24 protein-coding genes and 1 tRNA gene are annotated in these 25,824 nt (G+C 65.3%); 11 read left to right on the top strand and 14 right to left on the bottom strand.

Features of this window, described 5'->3' with window-relative positions:
* Positions 1–171 precede the first annotated feature (171 nt).
* From KUW17_RS03140 to KUW17_RS03120, 5 genes are all read left to right on the top strand, one after another.
* The gene (locus KUW17_RS03140; protein ID WP_222475842.1) at positions 172–783 is read left to right on the top strand and encodes a holin-associated N-acetylmuramidase; all 612 of its coding nucleotides are present in this window, start codon (positions 172–174) and stop codon (positions 781–783) included.
* Positions 774–1,349 (top strand): holin family protein, encoded by a 576-nt coding sequence (locus KUW17_RS03135; RefSeq protein WP_222475840.1) that lies wholly within the window; start codon positions 774–776, stop codon positions 1,347–1,349. The genes KUW17_RS03140 and KUW17_RS03135 overlap by 10 nt, the downstream gene beginning before the upstream one ends.
* A gap of 78 nt (positions 1,350–1,427) precedes the next feature.
* Positions 1,428–3,392 carry a heme lyase CcmF/NrfE family subunit gene (locus tag KUW17_RS03130; protein WP_222475839.1) on the top strand — a complete coding sequence of 655 codons (1,965 nt, stop codon included), beginning with the start codon at positions 1,428–1,430 and terminating at the stop codon, positions 3,390–3,392.
* A complete protein-coding gene (locus KUW17_RS03125) occupies positions 3,389–3,871 on the top strand; it encodes a cytochrome c-type biogenesis protein CcmH (RefSeq protein ID WP_222475838.1) in 483 nt (160 codons plus the stop codon). Before KUW17_RS03130 ends, KUW17_RS03125 begins: the two co-directional genes overlap by 4 nt.
* A 109-nt stretch (positions 3,872–3,980) precedes the next feature.
* Positions 3,981–4,760: an enoyl-CoA hydratase-related protein gene (locus tag KUW17_RS03120; RefSeq protein WP_222475837.1), complete on the top strand. Its 780-nt coding sequence runs from the start codon at positions 3,981–3,983 to the stop codon at positions 4,758–4,760.
* A gap of 149 nt (positions 4,761–4,909) precedes the next feature.
* Here KUW17_RS03120 and KUW17_RS03115 read toward each other — a convergent pair whose 3' ends face one another.
* Both KUW17_RS03115 and gltX read right to left on the bottom strand, forming a co-directional pair.
* On the bottom strand, positions 4,910–6,205 hold the full coding sequence (locus tag KUW17_RS03115; RefSeq protein WP_222475836.1) for a citrate synthase: 1,296 nt from the start codon (positions 6,203–6,205) through the stop codon (positions 4,910–4,912).
* A 129-nt stretch (positions 6,206–6,334) separates the two neighbouring features.
* Positions 6,335–7,735 (bottom strand): glutamate--tRNA ligase, encoded by a 1,401-nt coding sequence (gene gltX, locus KUW17_RS03110; protein ID WP_222475835.1) that lies wholly within the window; start codon positions 7,733–7,735, stop codon positions 6,335–6,337.
* Between the two features lie 79 nt (positions 7,736–7,814).
* On the opposite strand from gltX, the gene KUW17_RS03105 reads away from it, so the two are divergent.
* Positions 7,815–9,878, top strand: coding sequence for a ComEC/Rec2 family competence protein (locus tag KUW17_RS03105; protein ID WP_222475834.1), 2,064 nt, complete (start codon positions 7,815–7,817; stop codon positions 9,876–9,878).
* On the opposite strand, the gene lexA is transcribed toward KUW17_RS03105, so the two are convergent.
* The 7 genes from lexA to KUW17_RS03070 form a co-directional block, all read right to left on the bottom strand.
* Positions 9,872–10,579 carry a transcriptional repressor LexA gene (lexA, locus tag KUW17_RS03100; protein WP_222475832.1) on the bottom strand — a complete coding sequence of 236 codons (708 nt, stop codon included), beginning with the start codon at positions 10,577–10,579 and terminating at the stop codon, positions 9,872–9,874. The two genes, KUW17_RS03105 and lexA, sit on opposite strands and share 7 nt — an antisense overlap.
* A 178-nt stretch (positions 10,580–10,757) precedes the next feature.
* Positions 10,758–11,930 carry a gephyrin-like molybdotransferase Glp gene (glp, locus tag KUW17_RS03095; protein ID WP_222475831.1) on the bottom strand — a complete coding sequence of 391 codons (1,173 nt, stop codon included), beginning with the start codon at positions 11,928–11,930 and terminating at the stop codon, positions 10,758–10,760.
* On the bottom strand, positions 11,931–12,401 hold the full coding sequence (gene moaC / locus KUW17_RS03090) for a cyclic pyranopterin monophosphate synthase MoaC (RefSeq protein WP_039170178.1): 471 nt from the start codon (positions 12,399–12,401) through the stop codon (positions 11,931–11,933).
* A gap of 11 nt (positions 12,402–12,412) precedes the next feature.
* Positions 12,413–13,225 (bottom strand): indole-3-glycerol phosphate synthase TrpC, encoded by an 813-nt coding sequence (gene trpC, locus KUW17_RS03085; protein WP_222475830.1) that lies wholly within the window; start codon positions 13,223–13,225, stop codon positions 12,413–12,415.
* Positions 13,222–13,893 (bottom strand): uracil-DNA glycosylase, encoded by a 672-nt coding sequence (locus tag KUW17_RS03080; RefSeq protein WP_222475829.1) that lies wholly within the window; start codon positions 13,891–13,893, stop codon positions 13,222–13,224. Before KUW17_RS03080 ends, trpC begins: the two co-directional genes overlap by 4 nt.
* Complete coding sequence (gene trpD, locus KUW17_RS03075) at positions 13,890–14,909, bottom strand: anthranilate phosphoribosyltransferase (protein WP_222475828.1); 1,020 nt, start codon at positions 14,907–14,909, stop codon at positions 13,890–13,892. Before trpD ends, KUW17_RS03080 begins: the two co-directional genes overlap by 4 nt.
* Positions 14,906–15,487: an anthranilate synthase component II gene (locus KUW17_RS03070; protein ID WP_222475827.1), complete on the bottom strand. Its 582-nt coding sequence runs from the start codon at positions 15,485–15,487 to the stop codon at positions 14,906–14,908. Before KUW17_RS03070 ends, trpD begins: the two co-directional genes overlap by 4 nt.
* A gap of 188 nt (positions 15,488–15,675) precedes the next feature.
* Between KUW17_RS03070 and KUW17_RS03065 the strand changes: the two genes are divergently transcribed.
* On the top strand, positions 15,676–17,223 hold the full coding sequence (locus tag KUW17_RS03065; protein WP_222475825.1) for a divergent polysaccharide deacteylase family protein: 1,548 nt from the start codon (positions 15,676–15,678) through the stop codon (positions 17,221–17,223).
* Positions 17,224–17,307: 84 nt separating this feature from the next.
* Here KUW17_RS03065 and trpE read toward each other — a convergent pair whose 3' ends face one another.
* The 5 genes from trpE to fabI all read right to left on the bottom strand — a co-directional run bounded on the left by trpE (position 17,308) and on the right by fabI (position 23,513).
* Positions 17,308–18,819, bottom strand: a complete 1,512-nt coding sequence (trpE, locus tag KUW17_RS03060; protein ID WP_222475823.1) for an anthranilate synthase component I — start codon at positions 18,817–18,819, stop codon at positions 17,308–17,310.
* Positions 18,820–18,835: 16 nt separating this feature from the next.
* Positions 18,836–20,677, bottom strand: a complete 1,842-nt coding sequence (locus tag KUW17_RS03055; protein WP_222475821.1) for a peptidylprolyl isomerase — start codon at positions 20,675–20,677, stop codon at positions 18,836–18,838.
* Positions 20,678–20,792: 115 nt separating this feature from the next.
* Positions 20,793–21,968, bottom strand: a complete 1,176-nt coding sequence (locus KUW17_RS03050) for an aminotransferase (RefSeq protein WP_222475819.1) — start codon at positions 21,966–21,968, stop codon at positions 20,793–20,795.
* 165 nt (positions 21,969–22,133) lie between these two features.
* On the bottom strand, positions 22,134–22,637 hold the full coding sequence (gene gpt / locus KUW17_RS03045) for a xanthine phosphoribosyltransferase (RefSeq protein WP_174144832.1): 504 nt from the start codon (positions 22,635–22,637) through the stop codon (positions 22,134–22,136).
* A gap of 72 nt (positions 22,638–22,709) precedes the next feature.
* The gene (gene fabI, locus KUW17_RS03040) at positions 22,710–23,513 is read right to left on the bottom strand and encodes an enoyl-ACP reductase FabI (RefSeq protein WP_222475817.1); all 804 of its coding nucleotides are present in this window, start codon (positions 23,511–23,513) and stop codon (positions 22,710–22,712) included.
* A gap of 134 nt (positions 23,514–23,647) precedes the next feature.
* Here fabI and pdxH point away from each other — a divergent pair, with 134 nt between their 5' ends.
* The 4 genes from pdxH (at position 23,648) to KUW17_RS03020 (ending at position 25,526) form a co-directional block, all read left to right on the top strand.
* Complete coding sequence (gene pdxH / locus KUW17_RS03035) at positions 23,648–24,253, top strand: pyridoxamine 5'-phosphate oxidase (protein ID WP_222475816.1); 606 nt, start codon at positions 23,648–23,650, stop codon at positions 24,251–24,253.
* Positions 24,254–24,388: 135 nt separating this feature from the next.
* Positions 24,389–24,928: a cold-shock protein gene (locus KUW17_RS03030; RefSeq protein WP_222475815.1), complete on the top strand. Its 540-nt coding sequence runs from the start codon at positions 24,389–24,391 to the stop codon at positions 24,926–24,928.
* 4 nt (positions 24,929–24,932) lie between these two features.
* Positions 24,933–25,406: a DUF192 domain-containing protein gene (locus KUW17_RS03025; protein ID WP_222475814.1), complete on the top strand. Its 474-nt coding sequence runs from the start codon at positions 24,933–24,935 to the stop codon at positions 25,404–25,406.
* 43 nt (positions 25,407–25,449) lie between these two features.
* Positions 25,450–25,526, top strand: a tRNA-Pro gene (locus KUW17_RS03020).
* The last annotated feature ends 298 nt before the right edge of the window (positions 25,527–25,824 follow it).

Here is a 25,824-nt window from a genome sequence, read left to right as displayed (position 1 = left end):
TCTTTCACGACTTAATGCAGATAGTCCCGCAGGGCTGGCGTCCTGCCGGGCTCATCGCCTCGGGGCTCACCAGCACACAGAACCAGGGTGTTGCGCACCCGGCGCACGGTGGTGTCAGGGGATATTAGCGCCTTTGCGGCATCCTGTTTTAGTTGGAAGTGGTGAGGTGATATGCAGACAGTAACGGAAATTGCGGAACAGATCGTGGCACGCGAAGGCGGCTTTGTGAATGATCCGGATGACCCGGGCGGCGCCACCAAATACGGGGTAACCATCGGCACCCTGCGGCGGCTGGGGCTAGACCTGACCGGCGACGGGCAGGTCGGTGTTGCGGATGTGAAGGCGCTGAGCCGGGCACAGGCAACGGACCTTTTCGTCCGCCACTACTTCGAGGCTCCCGGCATCGGCCGCCTTCCCGCATGCCTGCAGGCGTCAGTCTTCGACATGTATGTGAACGCGGGCAGCAATGCGGTGCGAATCCTGCAGCGGCTGCTGAAGGAAATGGGATTTGGTGTTGCGGTGGACGGCGCCATCGGCCCGCAGACCGCCGGCGCCGCGCATCAGGCCGCAGCGGTGGATGCAGGCGCCTTGCGCGACGCTTATGGGATTGCCCGCCGCAACTATTACTTCCGCCTCGCGGACCGCCGCGCGGCCAGCCGCAAATACGCCCGCACCCGCGGCGGCGCCAAGGGCGGCTGGATCACCCGGGCCGAGGAGTTCATCTCCGCCCAGTACCATCTGAGCCGCCAGGCATTTCAGCGGAGGACCGCGGCATGGGGCTGATTGCAAATGTCTTGGGATTGATTTTCGGAAGCCGACGCAATGTCTTGCGGGAGACCGTTGAAGTTTTCCGCGAGAACACAGAGGCCGGCGCGGCGCGGGCGCATCAGATGCAGTCCGCCGCGCTGAGCCAGCTGGCGGCGGAATTCCAGTATGGCGGCAAGAGCCGGTTCGACCGGTTCATGGACGGGGTGAACCGGTTGCCGCGGCCGATGCTGGCGCTGGGAACCCTGGCACTGCTGGCCGCAGCCCTCAGCGATCCGGTCTGGTTCGCCGCCCGGATGCAGGGGCTGGCGCTGGTGCCGGAACCGCTGTGGTGGCTCCTGGGCGTCATCGTCTCCTTCTACTTCGGCGCCCGCCACCAGGTGAAAAGCCAGGAGTTCCAGCAAGGGCTGGCCGCCAGCATCGCGCGGGTGCCGCAGGTGGCGCAGGAGATTGCGGTGCTGAACCGCCTGCGGTCAGACTCACCGGCAGCAGCCAGCACCGGCACCGATGCGGCTGCCCTGCTGGAAACCACCGCTGCCGATGCCAATCCGGCGCTGGAGGCCTGGAAAACCCGACGCAGCTGATCACAATTTGCCCTCTGCGGCGGCGTGGCGCGGCGTTTGCCATTGGCCCCCCCGGCAGACAGGCGTATAGGAAACCCCATGATTACAGAGCTTGGCCACTTCGCCCTTATCCTCGCCTTCATGATCGCCATCGTGCAGGCCGTTATCCCCTTGATCGGCGCCCATAAACGCTGGCCCGGCTGGATGGCCGTGGCAGAGCCGGCGGCGCAGGCGCAATTCCTGTTCACTGCCTTTTCCTTTGGTGCGCTGATGTGGGCGTTCATCACCTCCGACTTCTCGCTGAAGCTGGTGACGCTCAACAGCCATTCGGCCAAGCCGATGCTCTACAAGATCTCCGGCACCTGGGGGAACCACGAGGGCTCGATGCTGTTGTGGGTGCTGATCGTCAGCCTGTTCGGCGCTATGGCCTCGGTCTTTGGCGGCGGCCTGCCGCCGACGCTCAAGGCCCGCGTGCTGGCGGTGCAGGCGTCGATCGGGGTGGCCTTCTTTGCCTTTATCCTGTTCACCTCCAACCCGTTCCTGCGGCTGATGGTGCCGCCGTTTGACGGCCAGGACCTGAACCCGCTGCTGCAGGACCCGGGGCTGGCGTTCCACCCGCCGTTCCTCTACCTCGGCTATGTGGGGCTTTCGATGGCGTTCTCCTTTGCCGTCGCCGCCCTGATCGAAGGCCGCATCGACGCCGCCTGGGGCCGCTGGGTGCGGCCCTGGACGCTGGCGGCCTGGGTGTTCCTGACCATCGGCATCGCGCTGGGGTCCTGGTGGGCTTATTACGAACTTGGCTGGGGTGGCTTCTGGTTCTGGGACCCGGTGGAAAACGCCTCCTTCATGCCCTGGCTGCTGGCTGCCGCTCTGCTGCACTCCGCCATCGTGGTTGAGAAGCGCGAGGCGCTGAAGAGCTGGACCATCCTGCTGGCGATCCTGGCGTTCGGCTTCTCGCTGATCGGCACATTCATCGTGCGCTCCGGCATCATCACCAGCGTGCACGCCTTTGCCAACGACCCGGAACGCGGCGTGTTCATCCTGTTCATCCTCGCCTTCTTCACCGGCGGCGCGCTGACCCTGTTTGCTGCCCGTGCCCAGGCGATGGAGGCCAAGGGGCTGTTCGGCATGGTGAGCCGCGAAACCGCGCTGGTGGTGAACAACATCCTGCTGGCCGTGAGCTGCTTCGTGGTGTTCTTCGGCACCGTCTGGCCGATCGTCGCGGAGATGGTCTTTGCCCGCAAGCTGAGCGTCGGCCCGCCGTTCTTCAACTCTGCCTTCACGCCGTTCATGGTGGTGCTGGGTCTAATCATGCCGATTGGCGCCATGCTGCCGTGGAAGCGCGGCCGGATCGGCCGGGTGGCCTGGCAGCTGCGCTACATGTTCCTGCTGGCGGTGTCGCTGGGCGTCTTGGCCTGGGCAATGCAGACCGGCCGTTCCGCTCTGGGTCCGGTGGGGCTGTTCCTAGGCTCCTGGATGGTCTTTGGCGCGGTGGCCGACCTGTGGCTGCGCAGCGGCCGCGAAAACCGCCTTGGCCGCATGCTGCGGCTGCCGCGGGCGGACTGGGGCAAGGCCGTGGCCCATGGCGGCCTGGGCATCACCATCTTTGCCATTGCGGGCCTGACTGCCTGGGAGCAGGAGGATATCCGCGTGGCCCGCATCGGCGAGCCGTTTGAGGTCGGTGCCTTCACCCTGGTGCTGACGGACGTGAGCCGCGAGCAGGGGCCGAACTATTTCACCACCAAGGGCCGGGTCGAAGTCACCCGCAACGGCCGCCCGGAGGCGGTGATGTTCCCGGAGAAACGCGACTATCCGGTCAGCCGGATGCCGACCACCGAGGCGGCCATTGACTACCGCGTGACCCGCGACCTTTACGTGGTGCTGGGAGACGAGCAGGCGGACGGCAGCTGGACCATGCGCACCTATATCAAGCCCTTTGCCAACTGGATCTGGGCCGGCTGCATCCTGATGTCGCTGGGCGGTCTGCTGAGCCTTAGCGACCGGCGCTTCCGGGTCGCGGCGGGCGCGCGGAAGACTCCATCGGCGGGAGTGCCTGCGGAATGAAACTGCTGCGTTATCTGATCCTTGCCCTGGCCGGCGTGCTGGCTGTCTCCTTGGTGGTTCCGGCGCCTGCGCTGGCGGTGGAGCCGGATGAGGTGCTGGCCGACCCGGTGCTTGAGGGCCGTGCGCGGGAGCTGTCCAAGGACCTGCGCTGCCTGGTCTGCCGCAACGAGAGCATTGATGAATCCAACGCCGAACTGGCCCGCGACCTGCGTGTCCTGCTGCGGGAGCGGCTGGTGGCCGGCGACAGCGACCGGGAAGCGATGGATTTCATCGTCGACCGCTACGGCGAGTACGTGCTGCTGCGCCCCACCACCAGCGGCGCCAACTGGCTGCTGTGGGCGGCAGGGCCGCTGATGCTGCTAACAGCACTGGTCATCGGCATCTTCTATGTCCGCGGCCGGGCCAGAAAGCCCAAGGCGGCCGAACAGCGCTTGAGCGAAGAAGAGCAGGAACGGCTGCGGAAAATCCTCGAGGATTGACGCCGGGTCTGTCTTTCCGGCCAGCCCGCTTTGCGTCACCATGCCTGCCAACCGGCTGCGGGGTTTAAACAATCCTGTCGGCCAATTGGACTTTAGTTGGGGCAATCCGATGGAATACAAAGAAATCCTGTTTTCGATAGAGGACGGGCTGGCAGTCGTCACGCTGAACCGGGAAGCGCGCAAGAACGCGCTGACCAGCCAGATGCGTTCGGAAATCACCCATGCCATGGGGCTGGCCGCGCGCGAGGCGCGGGCCGTGGTGCTGACTGGCGCAGGCGATGCCTTCTGCTCCGGCCAGGACCTGAGCGACGCGGGCAGCGGCGGCGGTGCGCTGGACCTGGAACGCACCCTGCGCGACGAATACCTGCCGATGCTGCAGGCGATCTATGACTGCCCGGTGCCGGTGGTGGCAGCGGTCAACGGCGCTGCAGCCGGGGCCGGGGCCAACCTGGCGCTGGCAGCAGATGTGGTGATCGCCTGCGACAGCGCGTTCTTCATGCAGGCGTTCACCAGGATCGGCCTGATCCCGGATGCCGGCGGCACCTGGTTCCTGCCGCGCCAGATCGGCCTGGCCAAGGCGATGGGCGCGGCGCTGTTTGCCGACCGCATCAGCGCGCAGCAGGCCAGCGACTGGGGCATGATCTGGGAGGCGGTGCCGGACGCGGAATTCGAGGCCCATTGGCGCCAGCGCGCGGCCTATCTGGCCAGCGGCCCCAGCAAGGCCTTTGCCGCCACCAAATCCGCCCTGCGCGAAAGCTACGGCCGCACCCTGGCGGAGCAGCTCTCGGTCGAGGCGCATCTGCAGGGGGAATGCGGCAAGACACGCGATTTCCTGGAAGGGGTAACCGCGTTCATGGAAAAACGCCCCGCGAAGTTCGAGGGGCGCTGACGCCTGGGCGAGGCCGCCTGTTTTGCCCTGATCCCTGGAAGCGCCGCCGCAGCGTTTCCGGGCCGCCTTGAACCCCGGCCCAGACTTGCCCTTCCAAACAGAAAAACGCCCCGCAATGTGCGGGGCGTTTTTTGCTTTACGGCGGGCGCTTAGCGGCTTTCGATGTCCACGTAGTCGCGCAGTGTCTCGCCCAGGTACAGCTGGCGCGGGCGGCCGATCTTGTTCTGTGGATCGGCGATCATCTCTTTCCACTGCGAAATCCAGCCGACGGTGCGCGACAGCGCGAAGATCGGGGTGAACATCGAGGTCGGGAAGCCCATCGCCTCCAGGATGATGCCGGAGTAGAAGTCGACGTTCGGGAACAGCTTCTTCTCAATGAAGTAGGGGTCATTGAGGGCGGTCTGCTCCAGCTCCTTGGCGACCTGCAGCAGCGGGTTGTCGTCGACACCCAGCAGTTCCAGAACCTCGTCCGCGGACTGCTTGAGCACTTTGGCGCGCGGGTCGGTGTTCTTGTACACGCGGTGGCCAAAGCCCATCAGGCGGAACGGGTCGTTCTTGTCCTTGGCGCGGGCGATGAACTCCGGAATGCGGTCGACTGTCCCGATTTCCTTGAGCATCTCCAGGCAGGCCTGGTTGGCGCCGCCGTGGGCCGGGCCCCAGAGGCAGGCGATGCCGGCCGCGATACAGGCAAACGGGTTGGCGCCGGAGGAAGACGCCAGGCGCACGGTGGAGGTCGAAGCGTTCTGTTCGTGATCCGCGTGCAGGGTCAGGATGCGGTCCATCGCCCGGCTGAGGATCGGGTTCACGTGGTATTCCTCGGCCGGGACCGAGAAGCACATGTGCAGGAAGTTGGCGGCGTAATCCAGGTCGTTGCGCGGGTACACGAACGGCTGGCCGACCGAGTACTTGTACGCCATTGCCGCAATGGTCGGCAGCTTGGCGATCAGGCGCACCGCGGCAACTTCGCGCTGCCAGGGGTCGGTCACGTCCAGCGAGTCGTGGTAGAAGGCCGACATCGCGCCGACAACACCCACCAGGGTCGCCATCGGGTGCGCGTCGCGGCGGAACCCGCGGAAGAAGTTGTGCATCTGTTCATGCACCATGGTGTGGCGGGTCACGCGGGTCTCGAAGTCCTCCAGCTGCGCCGCGGTCGGCAGTTCGCCGTACAGCAGCAGGTAGCAGACTTCCAGGTAATGCGATTTCGCCGCCAGCTGGTCGATCGGGTAGCCGCGGTGCAGCAGCTCGCCCTTGTCGCCGTCGATGAAGGTGATGGTGCTGTCGCAGCTGGCGGTGGAGGTGAACCCCGGGTCATAGGTGAACACGCCTGCCTGCGCGTAAAGCTTGCGGATGTCGAGAACATCTGGCCCGGCCGTCGGTGAGAAAATGGGCAGCTCGTAGGTTTCGCCATTGAGGCTGAGCTTGGCAGATTTCTGTGTCTCGGTCATAGATGTCCCTTCCTGTTGCGGGCACGAAGGCTGCCCCGTTCGGGCGGCCTCATGCGGGGCAGCGCCTGCGCGGAACCGCGCAGGGGTTGTCGTCTCAAAAACAGGCGCGCCCGGGTGTCAGAACCGCAGTCAGCCTGTTGCGTCCTTGAGCCGGGCGAGGGTTTCCTCGCGGCCCAGAATCAGCATCATGTCGAACACCGAAGGCGTTACCGCCCGGCCTGCCAGCACTGCCCGCAAGGGGCCTGCAAGCTTGCCGAACTTGGTATCATGGGCTTCTGCAAATGCGTTCAGAAGCGCCTCCAGATCGTCACGGACCCAGCTAGCATTTTGCAGCTGCGGCGTCAATTCTTCCAGTATACCATCGGATACAGAAGACAGGGCCTTTTCTGCCTTCTCATCCCGTTCAAGAGGCCGTGAAGCAAGGATAAAATGCGCTTTTTCAAGCAGTTCAGGAAAAGTGCGCGCCCGGTCCTTGAGGCAATACATCGCACGTTCCAGCCCTTGTGACTGCGCGTCAGTCAGGGCGGGTTCCCCGGCAGCTGCCAGATAGGCGCTGATTTCCTGCCGCAGTGCGGCATCATCGCTAACAGCAATGTGCTGGCCGCAGAGATTCTCCAGCTTCTTGGTGTCGAACCGGGCCGGGCTTTTGCCGATGCCAGCGAGATTAAACCACTCTTTGGCCTGGCTGTCCGTAAAAAACTCGTCATCGCCATGCGACCAGCCAAGACGCGCCAAATAGTTGCGCATGCCGGCAGCCGGATAACCCATCGCCTGGTATTCCTGCGCGCCAAGCGCGCCGTGGCGCTTGGACAGCTTCTTGCCGTCGGCGCCGTGGATCAGCGGGATATGGGCCCAGACCGGCACATCCCAGCCCATCGCCTGGTAGATCATCATCTGGCGGGCGGCGTTGTTCAGGTGGTCGTCGCCGCGGATCACATGGGTCACGCCCATATCGTAGTCGTCGACCACCACCGCCAGCATGTAGACCGGGGTGCCGTCGGAACGCAGCAGGATCATGTCATCGAGTTGGTCGTTGCGGATGGTCACATCGCCCTGGACCTCGTCCTTGATCACGGTGGCGCCGTCCTGCGGCGCCTTGATGCGGATCACGTAAGGCGCGTCCGGGTGGCTGGCTTCATCGGCGTCGCGCCAGGGTGAACGGTAGAGGGTGGATTTGCCCTCTGCCTTGGCCTGGTCGCGGAAGGCGGCGATTTCCTCCTGGGTGGCAAAGCACTTGTAAGCCTTGCCTTCGGCCAGCAGCTGTTTCGCGACTTCCGCGTGGCGGTCTGCGCGCTCGAACTGGCTGATCACTTCGCCGTCATGGTCCAAGCCCAGCCATTCCATGCCCTGCAGGATGGCGGCGGTGGCCTCCGGCGTGGAGCGTTCGCGGTCGGTGTCCTCGATCCGGAGCAGGAATTTGCCGCCGCGGCCGCGGGCGTAAAGCCAGTTGAACAGCGCAGTGCGGGCGCCGCCGATGTGCAGATAGCCGGTGGGAGAGGGCGCGAAACGGGTGACAACCGGTTGGGTCATGTGCAGGATTTACCTTTTGGAAACCATGTGAGGCGTAGTGTTTCCGCCTGTCTACCGGGCCAGAAGGCGGGGGGCAAGCATGCGCCTTGGCACTGCCATCAGCGACGTTCTGCAAGCACAGCGCGGCAGCCTGTTTCCCTGGGCGCCGGTGTTTCTGGGCGCAGGGATCGGGGCCTATTTCAGCCTGAAAGCCGAACCTAACGCCGCGGCGGCCGCGGGTCTGGCCTGTGTTTCTCTTCTGTTTTGCGCGGGCGCGCTGCTGCGGCGGCCTTTGGCCTTTCTGCTCTGGGCGCCTGCACTGCTGGCGGCAGGGGTGTGCCTGGCTTATGCGCGGACGCATCTGGTGGCGGCCCCGGTTCTGGATTTCCGCTATTACGGCCCGGTTGAGGGGCGGGTGGCGGCGGTGGACCGGTCGCCCACGGATGCGCTGCGGCTGACCCTTGATCAGGTCAGGCTGGACCGGGTACCGCCGCTGGATACGCCTGCGCGGGTCAGGGTTTCCTTGAAGGGGCAGACAGGCATACCGCCGCCCGGCGCGCGGGTAATGACCACCGCGCATCTGCTGCCGCCGCAGGGGCCGGCGGAGCCTGGCGGCTTCGACTTCCGCCGCCACGCCTGGTTCAAGCAGCTTGGAGGCTTGGGCTATACAAGGGTGCCAGTGCTGCTGGCGGAAGCGCCGGGCAGCGAGGTGCCGGTTGAGCAACTGCGCCGCAGGCTGGCGCAATATCTGCAACAGCAAATACCTGGGGAGACCGGCGGGTTTGCCGCTGCCGTCACAGCCGGCGACCGCAGCGGCGTCGGCGAGGAGACACTGACCGCGCTGCGGAAAAGCAACCTGGCGCATCTGCTGGCAATTTCCGGCCTGCACATGGGGCTGCTCACGGGGTTTGTGTTTGCTGCGTTGCGCAGCCTGATGTGCCTGGTGCCCTGGATTGCACTGCGCTGGCCGGTCAAGAAACTGGCCGCCGCGGCGGCGCTGGCAGCCGGGGCCGGCTATCTGCTGCTGTCAGGCGGCAATGTGGCGACAGAGCGCGCCTTTGTCATGGTGGCCGTGATGTTTGGCGCTGTTCTGCTGAACCGGCGGGCGATCACCCTGCGAGCAGTGGCGGTGGCGGCGCTGATCGTGCTGCTGAGGCGTCCCGAAAGCCTGCTGAGCCCCGGCTTTCAGATGAGCTTTGCCGCCACCGCCGCGCTGGTGGCGGCGTTTGCCGCGATCAGGGACGGGGAGGTGGCGCTGGGGCCGCTCTGGCTGCGGCCCGTTGCTGCTTTGGTGATCTCCTCCGCCGTCGCCGGGGCCGCGACGGCCCCCTTTGCGGCGGCGCATTTCAACACCATCCCGCACTACGGTTTGCTGGCGAACCTGCTGTCAGTTCCAGTGATGGGCACGGTGGTGATTCCCGCCGCCGTGCTGGCGCTGTGCCTGGCACCGTTCGGGCTGGAGTGGATCGGCCTCAGGCTGATGCAATGGGGTATGGACTGGATCCTGTGGGTGGCCCGAAGTGTCTCCGGCTTTGACGGCGCGGTTTCCCATGCGGCGGCGCCGGGGCCTTGGGTGCTGCCGCTGCTGGCCGGCGGTTTTGTCTTTGCGGTGGTCTGGCAGGGACGGCTGCGGCTGGCAGGGCTGCTGCCTGCCGCAGCGGCGCTTTGGATGTGGACCATGGCGGAGCGCCCGGACATCCTGATCGCCGAGTCCGGAGGGCTGGTCGGGGTGATGGAGGCGGAAGGCCGCGCATTGTCACGGGCCAAGGGGCAGGGCTTCACCGCGGAGATCTGGCTGGAGAATGACGGCGATCCTGCCTCTCAACCCGTTTCTGCGTCCCGCTGGGCCGCCGAACTGGACGGCCTTCCGGTCTGGCAGGGCGACGGATTCCGCATTATACATGCGCCGGGCAAGCGCAAACTTTCGGCTGCAAGCAGTTGCAAAGACAGGGATATCGTTATTTCCACCGTGACGGGCTCGAGCAGCTGCCTGCTGCTGACACCGGAGGTAATGCGGCAGACCGGCAGCCTGGCCCTGACCCGTACAGGCAAACTCCTTACGGCGCGGGATGCGGCGGGCGAGCGCCCCTGGACCGGCTGGCAGCCGGAGGGGCGGGAAATCCGCCGCCTGCGGCAGCTGCTGACCGGCGCGGGAGGTCAGTAAGTGCGGATCAGCCCGACCAGGCGGCCCTGGACCTCCACCATATCCTCCGGGTAGCGGCGGGTTTCATAAACCGGGTTGGCGGCCTCCAGCGCGATCATCGAACCCTCGCGGAAATAGCGCTTCAGCGTTGCCTCCTGGCCTTCGACCAGCGCCACCACGATATCGCCATTGTCCGCCGCCGAAGTTTCGCGGATCACCACAATGTCGCCGTCGTTGATGCCGGCCTCGATCATCGAGTCGCCCTTGACCTCCAATGCGTAGTGCTGGCCGGAAGGAGCGATCATGCCGCCGGGCACCGAGACCTGGTGCGAAACCTGGCTGATCGCCTCGATCGGGACACCGGCGGCGATGCGGCCCATCACCGGCAGTTCGACCGCCGCCTGGCGCAGCGGGTCTGCTGATGCCGGGGCCGGCGCCGTGGTTTTCGCCTGGCCGCCCTCGATCACCTTGGGGGCGAAGCCCTGCGGCTCGCCGGTGCCGCCAAGGCTTTCGGGCAGACGGATGATTTCGATGGCGCGGGCGCGGTGCGGCAGGCGGCGGATGAAGCCGCGCTCCTCCAGCGCCGTGATCAGCCGGTGAATGCCGGATTTCGACCTGAGGTCGAGTTCGGTCTTCATTTCGTCAAAACTGGGGGGCACGCCATCGCGCTGCAGGCGTTTGTGAATGAATTCCAGCAGTTGAAGTTGCTTCTTTGTGAGCATCGCCGCTCCCTCCGTGCCTCGTGTTTTCTTTTGTTCTACGCATGTTCACGTTTTGTGTCAACATGGCTGTATTGCTGGAAAGGCAGGAGGACGCGCCAAGGGCGCGTGCTTCCCTTACGGTGGCAAAGCCGCCTGCCGGGCAATGGGGCAAGAGTATTTGTGCAAAGAAGAGGAGGGATCAGATCGGCAGGTATTGCACAGTTTCGCCGGCTGGGCGGGCGCCGTCGCTTGGCGGGCGCACCAGCAGGGCGTTGGCGTCTGCCAGAATGGTGAGCAGCGAGCTGTCCTGATTGTCAAAGGCCGTCAGCTGGCCGTTTTCGACCTGCGCCCGCATGTAATGCTCCCGCGGGCCGTTTTCCGGCAGGGGGGCCGCCAGGGCGGCTGTGCGCAGCTGCGGGGCCTCCGCCGGCAGGCCCAGCATGGTGCGGACCACCGGCGCCAGGAACACATGGCCGCAGACCATGGCGGAAACCGGGTTGCCGGGCAGGCCGACCATTGCAGCACTGCCCATGCGGCCTGCCATAAGCGGTTTGCCGGGGCGCATGGCAACCTTGTAGAAGCTGCGCTCCATCCCGAGGTCCTGCGCCACCTTTCCGACCAGATCGTGATCGCCGACCGAGGCGCCGCCGATGGTGACAACCAGATCAGCGCCCTCGGCCAGCTCAAACGCAGTGCGCAGGGAGCTCTCGGTGTCGCGGGCGATCGGCAGGATGCGGGCGCGGGCGCCCAGATCCTCGAGCATCGCCTTGAGGCCGAAGGTGTTGGAAGCGATGATCTGGTCCGGCCCCGGCGTGCCGCCGGGCATCACTAGCTCGTCGCCGGTGGAGATCAGCGCGACCTCCGGGCGGCGGGTGACGGGGACCGAGGGAATGTTCATCGCGGCCAGCAGGGCGATGTCCGCAGGCGTCAGCAGCTTGGGTGCGCTGACGGTCTGGCCATCGGTGAAATCACCGCCGCGGGGGCGGATATTGTGGTTGCTGCCGGGCTCATCCGTGATGGTGATGAGGTCGCCGTTGCGGGTCACATCCTCTTGAATGACAACGAAACTTGCGCCTTCCGGAACCGGGGCGCCGGTGAAGATCCGCACCGCCTGGCCTGCGCCCACACGGCCAGCGAAAGCGTGGCCGGCCGCGGCTTCGCCGATCACCTTGAACATGGCGTGCAGCTCAACCTCGGCGGCGTTGACCGCATAGCCGTCCATGGCGGAGGCGGAGAACGGTGGCTGGTCGCGGCGGGCCTGCACATCGCGGGCAAGCACCCGGCCTGCGGCCTGGTCCAGCGGCACTTCCTCGGTTTCCAGCTGGCTGACAAGCGCCAGAAGATGCGCGCGGGCTTCGCTGACGGGGATCATTTACGCCTCATACCTACCTGATTTTCCGCCATCTTTCAGCGTGACTCGGATGCCGCCGATCTGCATTGCCTTGTCCACTGCCTTGGCCATGTCATAAACGGTGAGCGCGGCGGTGGAGACGGCGGTGAGCGCTTCCATCTCGACCCCGGTCTGGCCGGTGGTCTTGACGGTTGCCTCAATCCGCACGCCCGGCAGGTCCGGATCGAGCGTCAGTTCCACCGCGACCTTGGTCACCGGCAGCGGGTGGCAGAGCGGGATCAGGTCCGGCGTCTTCTTGGCGCCCATGATGCCCGCGAGTCGGGCCACCGACAGCACATCACCCTTCTTGGCGCGGCCTTCGGCAATAATATCAAAAGTTTCCTGCGCCATGGTGATGTGGCCCTCGGCAGTAGCGATGCGCGAGGTCACCGCCTTGTCCGAGACATCGACCATATGGGCGTCGCCCTTGGTGTCGAAATGGGTGAGGCTCATGCCGCTCTCCTTTACATCATGCCCGGCATCAGCGGGTTGGCGAGCAGCGCGCGGGTGGCGCCGGCGACGTCGTCCTGGCGCATCAGGCTTTCGCCGATGAGGAAGGTACGGGCGCCGTAGCGGGCCATGTCGCTGAGATCCGCGGGTGTGAAGAGCCCGCTTTCGCAGACGATGGTGCGGTCAGCGGGCACCATGCGGGACAGGGTGCGGGTGGTGTCCAGCGTCGTCTCAAACGTCTTGAGATTGCGGTTGTTGATGCCCATCAGCGGCGATTTCAGATTGCAGGCGCGCTCAAGCTCTTCGGCGTCATGCACCTCCAGCAGCACGTCCATGCCCCATTCAAAGGCGCTTGCCTCCAGCTCCTGCGCCTGGGCGTCGGAGACGGAGGCGAGAATGATCAGGATGCAGTCGGCGCCAAGCGCGCGGGCTTCAGCCACCTGGTAGGTGTCATACATAAAGTCCTTGCGCAGTGCGGGCAGGGAGCAGGCCTCGCGGGCCTGGGTGAGGAATTCCTTGGCGCCCTGGAAGCTGGGAGTGTCGGTCAGCACCGACAGGCAGGTGGCGCCGCCGTCTTCATAGGCCTTGGCCAGTTCCGCCGGTTCGAAATCGGGGCGGATCAAACCCTTGGAGGGGCTGGCTTTCTTGATCTCGGCAATCAGGCCGTAACCGGTACGGCTGGCCTGCATCAGGCTTTCGGCAAAGCCGCGCACCGGGGAGGCCTCGCGCGCCTCGGCCTCGACCGCTTCCAGCGGTTTGGCGGCCTTGTCTGCGGCCACTTCCTCGAGCTTGTAGGCCTTGATCTTGTCGAGCACGTTTTCGGTCATACCGGCGTCTCCGTTCCTGCGTTCCAGTCTATGGCAGTTTCACCGCGGGCGGCGAGCCAATTGTTCACTTTTGAAAAGGGCCGGGACCCGAAGAAACCGCGCCGCGCCGACAAGGGCGAGGGGTGGGCGGTTTTCAGGATTAGGTGATCGCCCGGTTTGATATGTTTTTCAAGCTTTTGCGCGGCATTTCCCCAGAGAATATATGCCGTTGGGGTTTCCGAGGTCAGCGCCAGCACCTGGTGCACCAGATGGTGCCAGCCGAGGTGTTTGTGGCCGTTGGCTTCGCCTGCCGGGACCGACAGGGCGGTGTTCAGCAAAAGCACGCCCTGACGCGCCCAGGGGCGCAGGTCGGCGTTTGCAGGGGTTACGCCAAGATCCTCCTGCAGCTCCATGTAAATATTGGACAAGGATCGGGGAAACGGGCGCACATGCGGTTCCGCCGAGAAGGCCAGCCCGTGGGCGTGGCCGGGTGTCGGATAGGGGTCCTGGCCGAGGATCACCACCCTTGTGTCCTCAGGCTGGGTCAGTTCCAGCGCCGCAAACCGCTGGTGCGCGGGCGGCAGGATGACCCGGCCATCCGCTGCGATTGCAGCGGAGATACCGGGCCAGCGGTCGTTGAAAAAAGGCAGGCTGGACCAGGTGCCCAGCCCCGGCGGCAGGTCGGTCATGCGGCTGAGGTGATCCGGGCCAGCGCCTCGACCTTGGCCTTGGCCGCGCCGCTGTCGATCGATTCCGCAGCGCGGGCGACGCCATCCCTGAGATCAGAAGCCTTGCCCGCAACAACCAGCGCGGCGGCGGCATTCAGCAGCACCGCGTCGCGGTAGGCCGAGGGGGTGCCCTGCAGGAGCACGCGGAAGGCCATGGCGTTTTCCTCCGGGGTGCCGCCGACAATCTTGTCGAAGGAATGCACCGGCAGGCCTGCGTCCTCCGGGTGCAGTTCAACCTCGCGGATTTCGCCGTCCTCCTCCAGCGCCGAGACCCAGCTGACGCCGGTGATGGTCAACTCGTCGGTGCCGTCGGAGCCGTGGACCAGCCAGGCGCGCTCGGAGCCGAGGGCCTTGAGGGTTTCCGCCATCGGGCGGATCATCGCGCGGCTGAAGGCACCGGTCAGCTGCCGCTTGACGCCTGCCGGATTGGTCAGGGGGCCGAGGATGTTGAAGATGGTGCGGGTGCCCAGCTCCTGCCGGGTCGGCATAACATGCGCCACCGCCGGGTGGTGCATCGGCGCCATCATGAAACCGATCCCGGCCTCATTGATTGCCTTTTCAACAACTTGCGGGCCAACCATCACGTTGATGCCCATCTGGGACTGCATGTCGGCAGTGCCGGATTTCGAGCTGAGGTTGCGGTTGCCGTGCTTGGCGACCACAACGCCGGCGCCCGCCGCGACAAAGGCGGTGGCGGTGGAGATGTTGAGGGTGTTCTTGCCGTCGCCGCCGGTGCCCACGATGTCCATGGCGCCGGCGGGCGCCTTTACCGGGTTGCATTTGGCGCGCATCACGGCGGCGGCTGCAGCGTATTCGTCAACACTCTCGCCGCGGGTGCGCATCGCCATCAGCAGACCGCCGATCTGGCTTGGGGTGGCTTCGCCCTCGAACAGCAGGGTGAAGGCCTTCTCGGCTTCTTCGCGGGTCAGGGAACGCTCGGCGGCGGCGCCGATCAGCGGCTTCAGCTGGTCGCTCATGCCGGCACCTGCATCACGTCGAGGAAGTTCTTCAGGAGCGCGTGGCCGTGCTCCGAGGCAATCGATTCCGGGTGGAACTGGACGCCGTGGATCGGCAACTCCTTGTGCTGAAGGCCCATGATGGTGCCTTCTTCCAGCTCAGCGGTGATTTCCAGGCATTCGGGCAGGCTTTCGCGCTCCACCACCAGGGAGTGGTAGCGGGTTGCCTCAAAAGGCGATGGCAAGCCTTTGAAAACGCCGGTGTCCTTGTGATGCATCATGCCCATCTTGCCGTGCACGATCTCGTGGCAGCGCACCACCTTGCCGCCGAAGGCCTGACCGATGGTTTGGTGGCCGAGGCATACGCCCATCAGCGGCGTGCGGGTCTCCGCCGCCGCCTCGGTCAGGGCAAGGCAGATGCCTGCCTGATCCGGGTCGCAGGGTCCCGGCGACAGCAGGATGCCTGCGGGCTTCATCGCCATTGCTTCCTGCACGTTGATGGCGTCGTTGCGGTGCACTTCCATTTCGGCGCCAAGCTCGCCGAGGTAGTGGACGAGGTTGTAGGTGAAGGAATCGTAGTTATCGATCAGCAGCAGCATCTTGCGGGCTCTTTTAAGGGTGGCGGGCGGGGTGCGCGCCGCAGTATAGTGGTTGCAACATACTTGTTCAGGGATACGGGGCAGCGTCAAGGGCAGGATAGGCGAATGCAGGGGCGAACCGGCACAAGGGGCGCGCAGGCAGGCCGGGACGGCGCAGCACGGCAGAAAGATTGAGAGGCAAAACGGGCATGCGGGGATTTCTGGGCGGCGTGAGTGTCGGGGCATTGCTGGCCGCGGGCGGGCTGGCGATGCTGTCTTTGTCGGTGCCGCTTCCGGACACCGGAGCGGTGCAGGAGATGGCGCCGGAGCCGGCGGCGGACAGCACAGGCAAGGCACCGGAACCTGCTGCGCACGATCCGGGCGACGCCCCGTCAATGCCGAATGGCGGCAGCAAGGCGGTGGAGGCGCCTGACAGCGCCCAGGGGCCGGATGCCGACCTCGCCGAAGTGCAGCCGGAGGCGCCCGAAACGACAAGCGCGGATGATGATCTGAGCGCGCTGGCAGGCGCGGATACCGCCCCGGCAGGCAAACCCAAGGTTGGACTGGCGGCGGAAGTCGCCGGGGCCGGCGGGCTCACACCCGCATCGGCACCGGGCACTGCCGCGGTGACGGAGCGGCACCAGCCGCAAGCCGTCCAGCCGGCGGTGCCTGCGGCGCCGGGCAGCGAAAGCGCAGTGGTTGCGGCAACGGAGCCTGCGCCGGAACCCGCGCAGGAATCCGGGGCGCGCGAGGAGCCTGAGGACGCCGCAGAGCCGGTTGCCGCGGCGGAACCGCTGGAGCAGGCCGGTGCGCCCAGGGTTGCAGTGGCACCATCCGCCGCGGCGGTGCAGGCCCCGGAGATCGGCAGCGCGCCGCTGGCGACGACTCTGCCGGTGATCGGCGCAGCGCCTGAGGCGGCCGCCGGGGGACCCGGCATCGAAACCGTTGAAGACATTGAACCGGAGCTGTCCGTGCAAGCGGAGGAAGCTGCGCCGCTGTCACCCGGAATCGGCACGCCGGTGGTGCCGCTTACCGAACGGGACGAGGCGGAGGGTCTTGGCGCCGGGCAGCCGGGAGTTTCCCCTTTCACAGCCCATGCGGAGCCGTTCTTCAACCCGGAAGACCGGCCTCTGATGTCGATCGTGCTGATTGACGGCGCTGGCGCTGTCGGTTCTGAAGCGCTGGAGGATTTTCCCTATCCCCTCACCTTTGCCATCGACCCCGAGGATCCGCAGGCCGCTGAAAAGATGGCGGCGCGCCGGGCAGCCGGGTTCGAGGTGCTGATGCTGGCCGACCTGCCGCGCGAGGCCTCGCCGCAGGATGCGGAGACCGCCTTTGAAGTCTGGCGCGGGCAATTGCCGGAAGCGGTGGCGATCCTGGAAGGGGTGGAGACCGGCGTGCAGGGCAACCGGGCGCTGGCGGATCAGGTGGCGGCGTATGCGGCGTCAGCCGGCTACGGGCTGGTGACGCAGGACAGCGGCCTCAACACCGTGCAGAAGCTGGCGCTGCGCGATGGCGTGCCGGCCGGCGTTGTGTTCCGCGATTTCGACGGCGCGGGCCAGGACCAGCGGGCGATCCGGCGGTTCCTGGATCAGGCGGCGTTCCGGGCCGGCCAGGAGGGCGCGGTGATCATGCTGGGGCGGCTGCGGCCGGACACGATTTCGGCACTGCTGCTGTGGGGCTTGCAGGACCGCGCCGCACGGGTTGCGCTGGCGCCGGTGTCCGCCAGCCTGGTGTCGCTGCTGCCGGGCAAGTAAAAACGGCGCCCGATATGCGGGCGCCGCAGTCTCCGGCTGGAGTATTTCGGCAAAGCAGAAGGCCGGGGGACGGCCCTTTCAAGGCTAGCGGTTGCCGTTGCCGGTGAACCGGGCCGCGTCGGCGGCGGCGCGGCGGATGGCGTTGGATTTGTGCACCGTCTCCATATACTCTGCCTCAGGGTCGCTGTCGTAGACAACGCCGCCGCCGGCCTGGATATAGAGGTTCTGGTCCTTGACGATGGCGGTGCGCAGCGCAATGCACATGTCCATGTCGCCGCCGGCCGAGAAATAGCCGACGCCGCCGCCGTAGATGCCGCGTTTTTCCGGCTCCAGCTCATCGATGATTTCCATCGCCCGGACCTTGGGCGCACCGGAAACGGTGCCTGCGGGCATGCCGGCAAAGAAGGCGTCCAGCGCGTCCTTGTCGTCTGCCAGCTCCCCAACGACGTTGGAGACGATGTGCATGACGTGGCTGTAGCGTTCGATAATGAATTTCTCGGTTGGGCGCACGGTGCCGATCTTGGACACCCGGCCGGTGTCGTTGCGGCCCAGGTCCAGCAGCATCAGGTGCTCTGCCAGCTCTTTCTTGTCCGCCAGCAGATCGGCCTCCAGCGCCTTGTCCTCCTCCGGGGTGGCGCCGCGCGGGCGGGTGCCTGCGATCGGGCGGATGGTGACCTCCTGCCCGAAGACGCGGACCAGGATTTCAGGGGAGGCGCCCACCACCTGGAAGCCGCCGAAGTTGAAGTAGAACATGAAGGGCGACGGGTTGGTGCGCCGCAGCGAGCGGTAGAGCGCGAAAGGCGGCTGGCGGAATTCCTGGGTCCAGCGCTGCGCCGGCACCACCTGGAAGATGTCGCCTGCGCGGATGTATTCCTTGGCCTTCTCCACCGCGGCCATATAGCCCTCCTTGGTGAAGTTCGACTGCGGCGGGGCAACCTCGTCCGCGTCGCCAAGGTCGCGGCTTTCGGCGGGCATGGCGCGTTCCAGGTCTCGCACCGCGTCCATCACCCGCTCCGCGGCCTGGGCATAGGCCGCCTTGGCGGTCTGGCCGTCGCTGGCCCAGGCAGGGGACACCACGGTCACCTCGCCCTTGACCCCGTCGAGAACTGCGATGACCGAGGGGCGCAGCATCAGGGCATCGGGCAGCCCCAGCGGGTCCGGGTTGACGTCCGGCAGGTGTTCAACCAGGCGGATCATGTCATAGCCGAGATAGCCGAAGAGACCGGCCGCAGCCTGCGGCAGGTCATCGGGCAGGGCTATCTTGCTTTCGGCAATCAGCGCCCGCAGGTTGTCCATCGGGTTGCCGTCCTGCGCGGTGAAGTCATCCGCATCAAACCGGGCCGAGCGGTTCAAGGCGGATTGCTCCCCATGGCAGCGCCAGACCAGATCCGGTTTCATGCCGATGATCGAATAGCGCCCGCGCACCTCGCCGCCGGTCACCGATTCCAGCATGAAGGCGTCCTTTTGGGCGCCGGTCAGCTTGAGCATCAGCGACACCGGCGTATCGAGGTCGGCGGCAAGGCGGGTGTAGACGACCTGGTTCTCGCCGGCTTCATAGGCCTTGGCGAACGTGTCGAAATCGGGGGTCAGGGCCATGGGTCGGGTGCCTTGGTTACTGGAAGTTTGCCTGCGCTGCATTCAGCGCCTGCTGGTCTACACGGGGTTCGGCGCGGATCTGGACGTCCTGCACATAGGCCTGAAACAGCTCCTGGGCCAGCGACTGGTCCAGCTGCGCCTGCAGCGCCTGGGTGAGCAGGGTCATGTCGTCGCTTTGCTCCGGCGGCAGAATGGCGTCGAGACGGACAACCACGGCAGAGTCCGCGTCCTGCACCAGCCGGAAATCCCCAACCTCCATTTCGAACACCCCGGCGACCAGACCGGCCGGCACGGTGTCGATATAGGCGGTGCGGGTCAGGCCGCTTTCGGTTTTCACCTCGGCATCCTCCGCAAAGCTGCCCGCGGCCTCAGCCTTGGCCAGCAGATCTTCGCCGAGCGCTGTCAGTGCGCCGGCCAGGCGGTCGGCCTGCCAAGCAGCCAAGACCTTGTCCTTGGCATCTGCAAAAGGTTCCGGGCGCTCCGGCAGGGTGTCGTCCAGGCGCAGGGCAAAAAGGCTGCCGTCCTCCAGGAAGCCCACCTCCGGGAAATCGTCGGCGGTGACGGCGGCGGCAGCGGTGCGGAAGGCCTCGTAGGCGGCGATATCGTCGCTGCTTTCTTCGGTCCAGTTGATCTGGGCCAGCTCCAGCCCGCTTTCGGTTGCCAGCTCCTCCAGCGTGGCACCGCCGGCCAGCATGTCGTCGATGTCCTCAGACTGGGTTTCGACCAGGCGGCGAGCGCGGTCGGAGGCAAGCTCCTCGCGCAGTTCCGGCTCGGCCTGCTCAAAGGTGGTGATCTGCGCCTCCAGGCGGCCGTTCACGCGGTACAGCGCCGGGCCAAGGTTGGAGGGCAGGGGGCCGGCCACGGTGCCGACCTCAGCGGCGAAGACTTCAGTGCCGGCCGCACCCAGGTCGCCCATGGTCACGTCGCCCATGTCGATGTCCTGCAGGCTGAGGCCGCGGCCCTCAACCAGGCTTTCAAAGGTGGCGCCGCCGGTTTCCAGCTGCGCCTTGGCGCTAGCAGCGGCCTCGTCATCGGCAAACACCAGCCGTTCGACCAGGCGGCGTTCCGGCACCTGGTACTGGTCCGAACGGTCCTCGAACAGACGCTGCAGCTGGGCCTCGTCCACCTCGATTTCGTCCAGCAGCATGGAGGGGCGCAGGGCGGCATAGGTGATGACCTTGGTTTCCGGCAGCATGAACTGGTCCTGGTTTGCCTCGTAGAAGGCCTTCAGATCCGCGTCGGAGGGCGCTTCGGCGGTCAGCGCGATATCCGCAGCGTTGATCTGCACATAGGAGAAGCTGCGGCGGGCGCCGATGAAACCGGTCAGGGTTTCCGTCAGGGTTTCAGGCATCTTGGTGCCGGAAAGGACCGCATTCTGCACGATGGTGCGGGCGGCCTCGCGGCGCAGGTCCTCTTCGAATTCCTTTTCCGACAGGCCCGCATTGCGCAGGGCAAAGCTGTAGGCTTCGCGGTCGAACTGGCCGTTCACGCCCTGGAAGGCGTCAATGGCGGCGAGCTCTTCGATCAGGTTTTCATCGCCCAGCGACAGGCCCAGGCCCTTGGCCTCGTGATCAAGCGCTGCCAGCGAGATCAGGCGGCCCAGAACCACGCGGTCGAGGCCGAAGGCGGTCATCTGCGCCATCGAAACGGCCTGGCCGGTCTGCGCCTGCATGGCGCGCTGTTCGCGCTGCAGCTCGCGCACATAGTTGCCGATGCTGACTTCCTCATCGCCGACTGTGGCGATCGAGGAGGACGAGCTGGTGAAGTTCACCGCGCCAAATCCGGCAAGGCCGACAATCAGCATCCCCATCAGGATCCAGACAAAGGTTTTGGATAGGTGTTTCATGCCTGCGGCCATGATGCCCTCTTTATTGTTCTGCTGCCCCGAAATGCGGGCAGCGGGAAATGCCGCTGACTGAATACGCGGCTGCCCGCAGAGGGGCAAGATGATTGCGGATCAAACTGCTGGATGATCAGGGATTAAAGGCGGCGAGCCGGTCAAACAGCGTCCGGATGCCTGCGCGGTCCACATTGGCAAAGGCAATGCGGAACTGGCGGGCGCCGTCCGGGTCGCCCTCGGGCATGAACATGGAGCCCGGCAGCATCAGGACGGAAGCCTCTGTTACCAGTTTGCGGGCGATCTCCTCCGACGGCTGATCGAAAGGGTGTTCGACATAGGCGAAATAGGCGCCGCAGCCGAGCAGTTTCCAGCCTTTCGCCGCCAACACCGGAAAGCCTTCCTCGATCGCGAGGCGGCGGTCGAGGATTTCCTGGCGTTCGCCGCCAAGCCACTCCTGCAGGTTTTCGATGCCCCACAGCGCGCCGGCCTGGCCCAGCTGCGAGGGGCAGATCGTGACTGTGTCCAGAAACTTCTCCATTTCGAACAGGCGGTCCGTCGAGGCGGCGATGGCGCCGACGCGGTGGCCGGTCAGCCGGTAGGCCTTGGAGAAGGAATAGAGGTGGATCAGCGTCTGGTCCCACTCCGGCATCCGGAACAGCCCGTGCGGCGCGCCCTCGCGGCTGTCGAAGTCGCGGTAGGTTTCGTCCACGATCAGCGCCAGGCCGCGGGCGCGGGCGAGGCTGAAGAAGGCCTGCACCAGGCCCGCCGGGTATTCGACTCCGCAGGGGTTGTTGGGAGTGACCAGCACGATGGCGCGGGTGCGCTCCGTTATCAGGGCCTCGGCGGCGGCCACGTCCGGCAGCATGCCTTCGCCGACGTGCAGCGGAACGGCGGTGACGCCCGCCATGTCCAGCCACATTTTATGATTGAAGTACCAGGGCACAGGGATGATCACCTCGTCGCCTTCGCCGCAAAGCGACGCGATGGCGGCGGCAAAGGCCTGGTTGCAGCCGGAGGTGATGCCGACCTGCGCCGGCTGGACGTCGGCCCGGTAATGGGCGGAGATCTGGCCCGCCAGCGCCCGGCGCAGCGGGTCATTGCCCAGCACCGGTCCATAGAGATGAGCGGAGACGTCGTTTAGCGCGGCATCGGCCAGCGCCTGGCGCAGCCCTTCGGGCGGGGCTTCTGCCGGGGCGGCCTGGCTGACATTCAGGAGCGGGCGGTCCGGCGGGAATGCCGCTCCGGCCACCCAGCGGCGCGATTCGACGATGGGCGACACAAAGGTGGCTTGGGTGCGGGGCAGGGACATGGGCGGCTCCGGGCTGCGGCAGAAACTTGCGGCGCGCCGGCGTGCGCGCCGGCGTATGTCTGGCACGGCGGCCCGGACGGCTCAAGCGGGAACGGCGGTGCTGGAACGGCCAAAGAAAAAGGCGCGCAGTGATGCGCGCCTTTGAAATTCAAACACGGGGCCGGATCAGTCCTTGCCGCGGTAGGGCTCGACATACTGCAGGGCCATGTCCCAGGGGAAGAAGATCCAGGTGTCCTGGCTCACCTCGGTGATGAAGGTGTCCACCATCGGGCGGCCCTTGGGCTTGGCATAGACGGTGGCGAAATGCGCCTTGGGGTACATCTCGCGCACCAGCTCCAGGGTTTTGCCGCTGTCGACCAGGTCGTCGATGATCAGCACGCCCTCGCCGTCGCCCATCAGGCCCGCATCGGGGGATTTCAGCACTTCGGCTTCGCCCTGGGCCTGGTGGTGGTAGGAGCGCACCGAGATTGTGTCGACGGTGCGGATGTCCAGCTCGCGGCTGACGATCATGGCCGGCGCCATGCCGCCGCGGGTGATCGCCACAACGGCGCGCCAGGCGCCATCGTCAGGGCCTTGCCCGTCCAGGCGCCAGGCCAGCGCGCGGCTGTCGCGGTGGATCTGGTCCCAGCTGATGTGAAAGCCTTTTTCGTGCGGCAGACGATCGGTCATTTTTGGTGCTCCCCGCGGTGTCGCGTCAGCTGGCGCAAACCCGGGCGCCTGCCCGGGCTTCGCCGTTTTCAGTTACTTGGAAATATCCGGTGCATCCACCGCCTTCATGCCGACGACGTGGTAGCCTGCGTCCACATGCAGGTTCTCGCCGGTGACGCCGGAGCTGAGGTCGGACAGCAGATACAGTGCGGAATTGCCGACATCGTCGATGGTCACGTTGCGGCGCAGCGGCGAGTTGTATTCGTTCCATTTCATAATGTAGCGGAAATCGCCAATACCCGACGCGGCCAGGGTCTTGATCGGGCCGGCGGAAATTGCGTTGACACGGATGCCGTCCTTGCCCAGGTCCTCAGCCAGGTACTTGACCGACGCCTCCAGCGCGGCCTTGGCAACACCCATCACGTTGTAATGCGGCATCACCTGCTCGGCACCGTAATAGGTGAGGGTCAGCAGCGAGCCGCCATCCTTCATCATCTTCTCGGCGCGGTTGGCAACTGCAGTGAAGGAGAACACCGAGATGTCCATGGTCATCTGGAAGTTGCTGCGGCTGGTGTCGACGTAACGGCCGCGCAGCTCGTTCTTGTCGGAAAAGCCGATGGCGTGGACAACAAAATCCAGCTTGCCCCATTTGGCTTCCAGCTCGGCGAACAGGGCGTCGATGGACGCCTCGTCCGACACATCGCACGGCAGGACGATATTGCTGCCCAGCTGTTCGGCCAGCGGGTCGACCCGCTTCTTCAGCGCATCGCCCTGATAGGAAAAGGCAAGCTCGGCGCCGGCGTCGGCGCAGGCCTTGGCAATGCCCCAAGCAATGGATTTGTCGTTGGCCAGGCCCATGATGAGGCCGCGCTTACCGGCCATCAGTTGACTAGACATGCAGGTTCTCCGCCTGTGATCTCTTGAATTAGACGGTGTTTAATATGCTGGGCGGGCCGCTTCAAGAGCGCATCCCCTTGCCGCAGGGCAGTAAGCTGCATAGGTTGCTGCAAAATCCCCCGGAGAGGTGCCAGATGTCAGACCGTACAGGTATTTTTGCAGGTGAGGACCCGTTTGCCATTGCCCGGTCCTGGCTGAAGGAAGCGGAAGCATCCGAACCCAATGATCCCAATGCCATTGCGCTGGCAACGGTGGATGAAACCGGGCTGCCGAACAGCCGCATGGTGCTGCTCAAGGAAATCGAGGACGGCGCCTTTGTGTTCTACACCAACTATGAGAGCGCCAAGGCGCAGGAGCTGGATCACGCGGGCAAGGCAGCCTTTGTGATGCACTGGAAATCGCTGCGCCGCCAGATCAGGGTGCGCGGCGCCATCACCCGCGAGGACGGCCCGCAGGCGGATGAATATTACAAGTCGCGCTCGCTCAAGAGCCGCCTGGGCGCCTGGGCATCGAAGCAGTCGCAACCGCTGGACAGCCGCGGCTCGCTGATGGCGGAAGTGGCCAAGATAACTGCCATGAAGGGCCCCAATCCGGAGCGGCCGCCGTTCTGGGGCGGCTACCGGCTGGTGCCCGTTGAGATTGAATTTTGGGCCGATGGCGCGTTCCGTTTGCACGACCGTTTCCGCTGGCGGCGCAGGAACGCTAACGACGAATGGGAAATTGTCCGGCTCAATCCCTGACTGAATCAACCAGGGCTTACCTAGGGTCAACCCCTGTTTCATGACATTTTCAAGACTTTTTTGCTTGAATTCCAAGGTCAGATTGGCGCATCAGGGCACAAGCAAAAAAACAAGAAACGCGGTAGGGAAATTAACGTGGCAGAAGATCTCAGCAGCTTGCAGCAAATTCAGGGGCTGGTGAAATGGTTTGACCCCGCCAAAGGGTATGGGTTTGTCGTTTCCGACCTTGGCGGCCCGGACATTCTTCTGCACGTGAACGTGCTGCGCAATTTCGGGCAAAGCTCGGTTGCAGACGGCGCCCGGATTGAGATCGTCACCCATCAGACCGGCCGCGGCGTTCAGGCCGTCGAAGTGATTTCCATCCAGCCGCCGGAGCGCGAGGACACCCCGGTGCTGAGCGACTTTGCCGAGCTGGACATGGACAGCCTGCAGAACGAGCCGCTGGAACCTGCCCGGGTGAAATGGTTCGACAAGGGCAAGGGCTTCGGCTTTGCCAATGTGTTCGGCCGCAGCGAGGACGTGTTCCTGCATGTCGAGGTTCTGCGCCAGTCCGGCCTTGCCGACCTGCAGCCCGGCGAAGCACTGGCTATGCGGGTGATCGACGGCAAGCGCGGCCGCATGGCGGTCGAGGTGCTGGCCTGGGAAGCCGCTCTGGCTGCCGAAAGCCAGGACTGAACAAATGCTGCGGCGTCTTCTTTGCTGGAGTTTCGCCGCCGCCGCTTTGATTGCCGCCCCGGCCCTTGCCGCGGACTGCCAGCCTGGCAGAGTGGATCTGCGCGGCAGTTGGGGGCAGACCGGGTTTTCCGTTGAAATCGCCGATGACGAGCAGGAGCGCGCCCAGGGGCTGATGTTCCGGGAGAACCTGCCGCGCGGGGCAGGGATGCTGTTTGTCTACGACCACCCCCAGCCTGCCGCGTTCTGGATGAAAAACACGCTGATCCCGCTCGACATCATTTTTCTGGACAAAAGCGGCCAGGTGACCTCGGTTCACGAGAACGCCAGGCCGGGCGACCTGACACCGATCCCGGGCGGGGATCAGGTGTTTGCCGTGCTGGAAATCAATGGCGGGCTGGCACGCCGCTACGGCATTGCCGCAGGCACTGAGATGCGCCACGAAATTTTTTCCGCAAGCGGCGCAGTTTGGCCCTGTTAGGGGTTTTCAAATCATTCCGCCGGAGATAGGAAGGCGCACGGTCCGGGGCGTGGCGCAGTCTGGTAGCGCACCTGTTTTGGGTACAGGGGGTCGTGAGTTCGAATCTCGCCGCCCCGACCACTTCTCTCCATAAGATTGCAGCGAATCTCCGCTCACCTCAAATCCGGGGAAAGACTCTCTTCGCGCATAGGGTGTATTGTTTTCCACACCTGCAATCCCAAGTATTAACAGCCCGTTAACCGCCTGTTAATACACTCTTAACCAAATGCCGCTGACTCGCATCAGAATGCGCAAGCAGGCGCGCCCGGTGCAGGGAAGGCAGCATCAATCCCGCAACAGTTCAACATTAAGGAGAGTCCGGATTCGCTCTGCATGCTGTGCACGGAGATTGTGCACTATCAGCCGGCCCGGCGCTCCT

Source organism: Leisingera aquaemixtae (genome assembly GCF_019801145.1).
GTDB classification, from domain to species: domain Bacteria; phylum Pseudomonadota; class Alphaproteobacteria; order Rhodobacterales; family Rhodobacteraceae; genus Leisingera; species Leisingera aquaemixtae_A.
Note: the sequence above shows the minus strand (reverse complement) of the source record. Positions and strands in the feature narration are given on the sequence as shown.

Excerpts from the sequence above, each read along its gene's own strand:
- KUW17_RS03080 (WP_222475829.1), bottom strand. The coding sequence starts at position 13,893 with ATGACCGACCTGCCGCCGGGGCTGGGCACCTGGTCCAGCCTGCCTTTT.
- moaC (WP_039170178.1), bottom strand. The coding sequence starts at position 12,401 with ATGAGCCTCACCCATTTCGACACCAAGGGCGACGCCCATATGGTCGAT.
- fabI (WP_222475817.1), bottom strand. The coding sequence starts at position 23,513 with ATGTCTAGTCAACTGATGGCCGGTAAGCGCGGCCTCATCATGGGCCTG.
- KUW17_RS03070 (WP_222475827.1), bottom strand. The coding sequence starts at position 15,487 with ATGCTGCTGCTGATCGATAACTACGATTCCTTCACCTACAACCTCGTC.
- KUW17_RS03050 (WP_222475819.1), bottom strand. The coding sequence starts at position 21,968 with ATGTCCCTGCCCCGCACCCAAGCCACCTTTGTGTCGCCCATCGTCGAA.
- trpD (WP_222475828.1), bottom strand. The coding sequence starts at position 14,909 with ATGAGCGACCAGCTGAAGCCGCTGATCGGCGCCGCCGCCGAGCGTTCC.
- KUW17_RS03055 (WP_222475821.1), bottom strand. The coding sequence starts at position 20,677 with ATGGCCGCAGGCATGAAACACCTATCCAAAACCTTTGTCTGGATCCTG.
- KUW17_RS03065 (WP_222475825.1), top strand. The coding sequence starts at position 15,676 with ATGCGGGGATTTCTGGGCGGCGTGAGTGTCGGGGCATTGCTGGCCGCG.
- gpt (WP_174144832.1), bottom strand. The coding sequence starts at position 22,637 with ATGACCGATCGTCTGCCGCACGAAAAAGGCTTTCACATCAGCTGGGAC.
- KUW17_RS03140 (WP_222475842.1), top strand. The coding sequence starts at position 172 with ATGCAGACAGTAACGGAAATTGCGGAACAGATCGTGGCACGCGAAGGC.
- pdxH (WP_222475816.1), top strand. The coding sequence starts at position 23,648 with ATGTCAGACCGTACAGGTATTTTTGCAGGTGAGGACCCGTTTGCCATT.
- KUW17_RS03125 (WP_222475838.1), top strand. The coding sequence starts at position 3,389 with ATGAAACTGCTGCGTTATCTGATCCTTGCCCTGGCCGGCGTGCTGGCT.
- lexA (WP_222475832.1), bottom strand. The coding sequence starts at position 10,579 with ATGCTCACAAAGAAGCAACTTCAACTGCTGGAATTCATTCACAAACGC.
- KUW17_RS03025 (WP_222475814.1), top strand. The coding sequence starts at position 24,933 with ATGCTGCGGCGTCTTCTTTGCTGGAGTTTCGCCGCCGCCGCTTTGATT.
- KUW17_RS03105 (WP_222475834.1), top strand. The coding sequence starts at position 7,815 with ATGCGCCTTGGCACTGCCATCAGCGACGTTCTGCAAGCACAGCGCGGC.
- gltX (WP_222475835.1), bottom strand. The coding sequence starts at position 7,735 with ATGACCCAACCGGTTGTCACCCGTTTCGCGCCCTCTCCCACCGGCTAT.
- KUW17_RS03120 (WP_222475837.1), top strand. The coding sequence starts at position 3,981 with ATGGAATACAAAGAAATCCTGTTTTCGATAGAGGACGGGCTGGCAGTC.
- KUW17_RS03115 (WP_222475836.1), bottom strand. The coding sequence starts at position 6,205 with ATGACCGAGACACAGAAATCTGCCAAGCTCAGCCTCAATGGCGAAACC.
- trpC (WP_222475830.1), bottom strand. The coding sequence starts at position 13,225 with ATGACCGAAAACGTGCTCGACAAGATCAAGGCCTACAAGCTCGAGGAA.
- glp (WP_222475831.1), bottom strand. The coding sequence starts at position 11,930 with ATGATCCCCGTCAGCGAAGCCCGCGCGCATCTTCTGGCGCTTGTCAGC.
- KUW17_RS03130 (WP_222475839.1), top strand. The coding sequence starts at position 1,428 with ATGATTACAGAGCTTGGCCACTTCGCCCTTATCCTCGCCTTCATGATC.
- trpE (WP_222475823.1), bottom strand. The coding sequence starts at position 18,819 with ATGGCCCTGACCCCCGATTTCGACACGTTCGCCAAGGCCTATGAAGCC.
- KUW17_RS03135 (WP_222475840.1), top strand. The coding sequence starts at position 774 with ATGGGGCTGATTGCAAATGTCTTGGGATTGATTTTCGGAAGCCGACGC.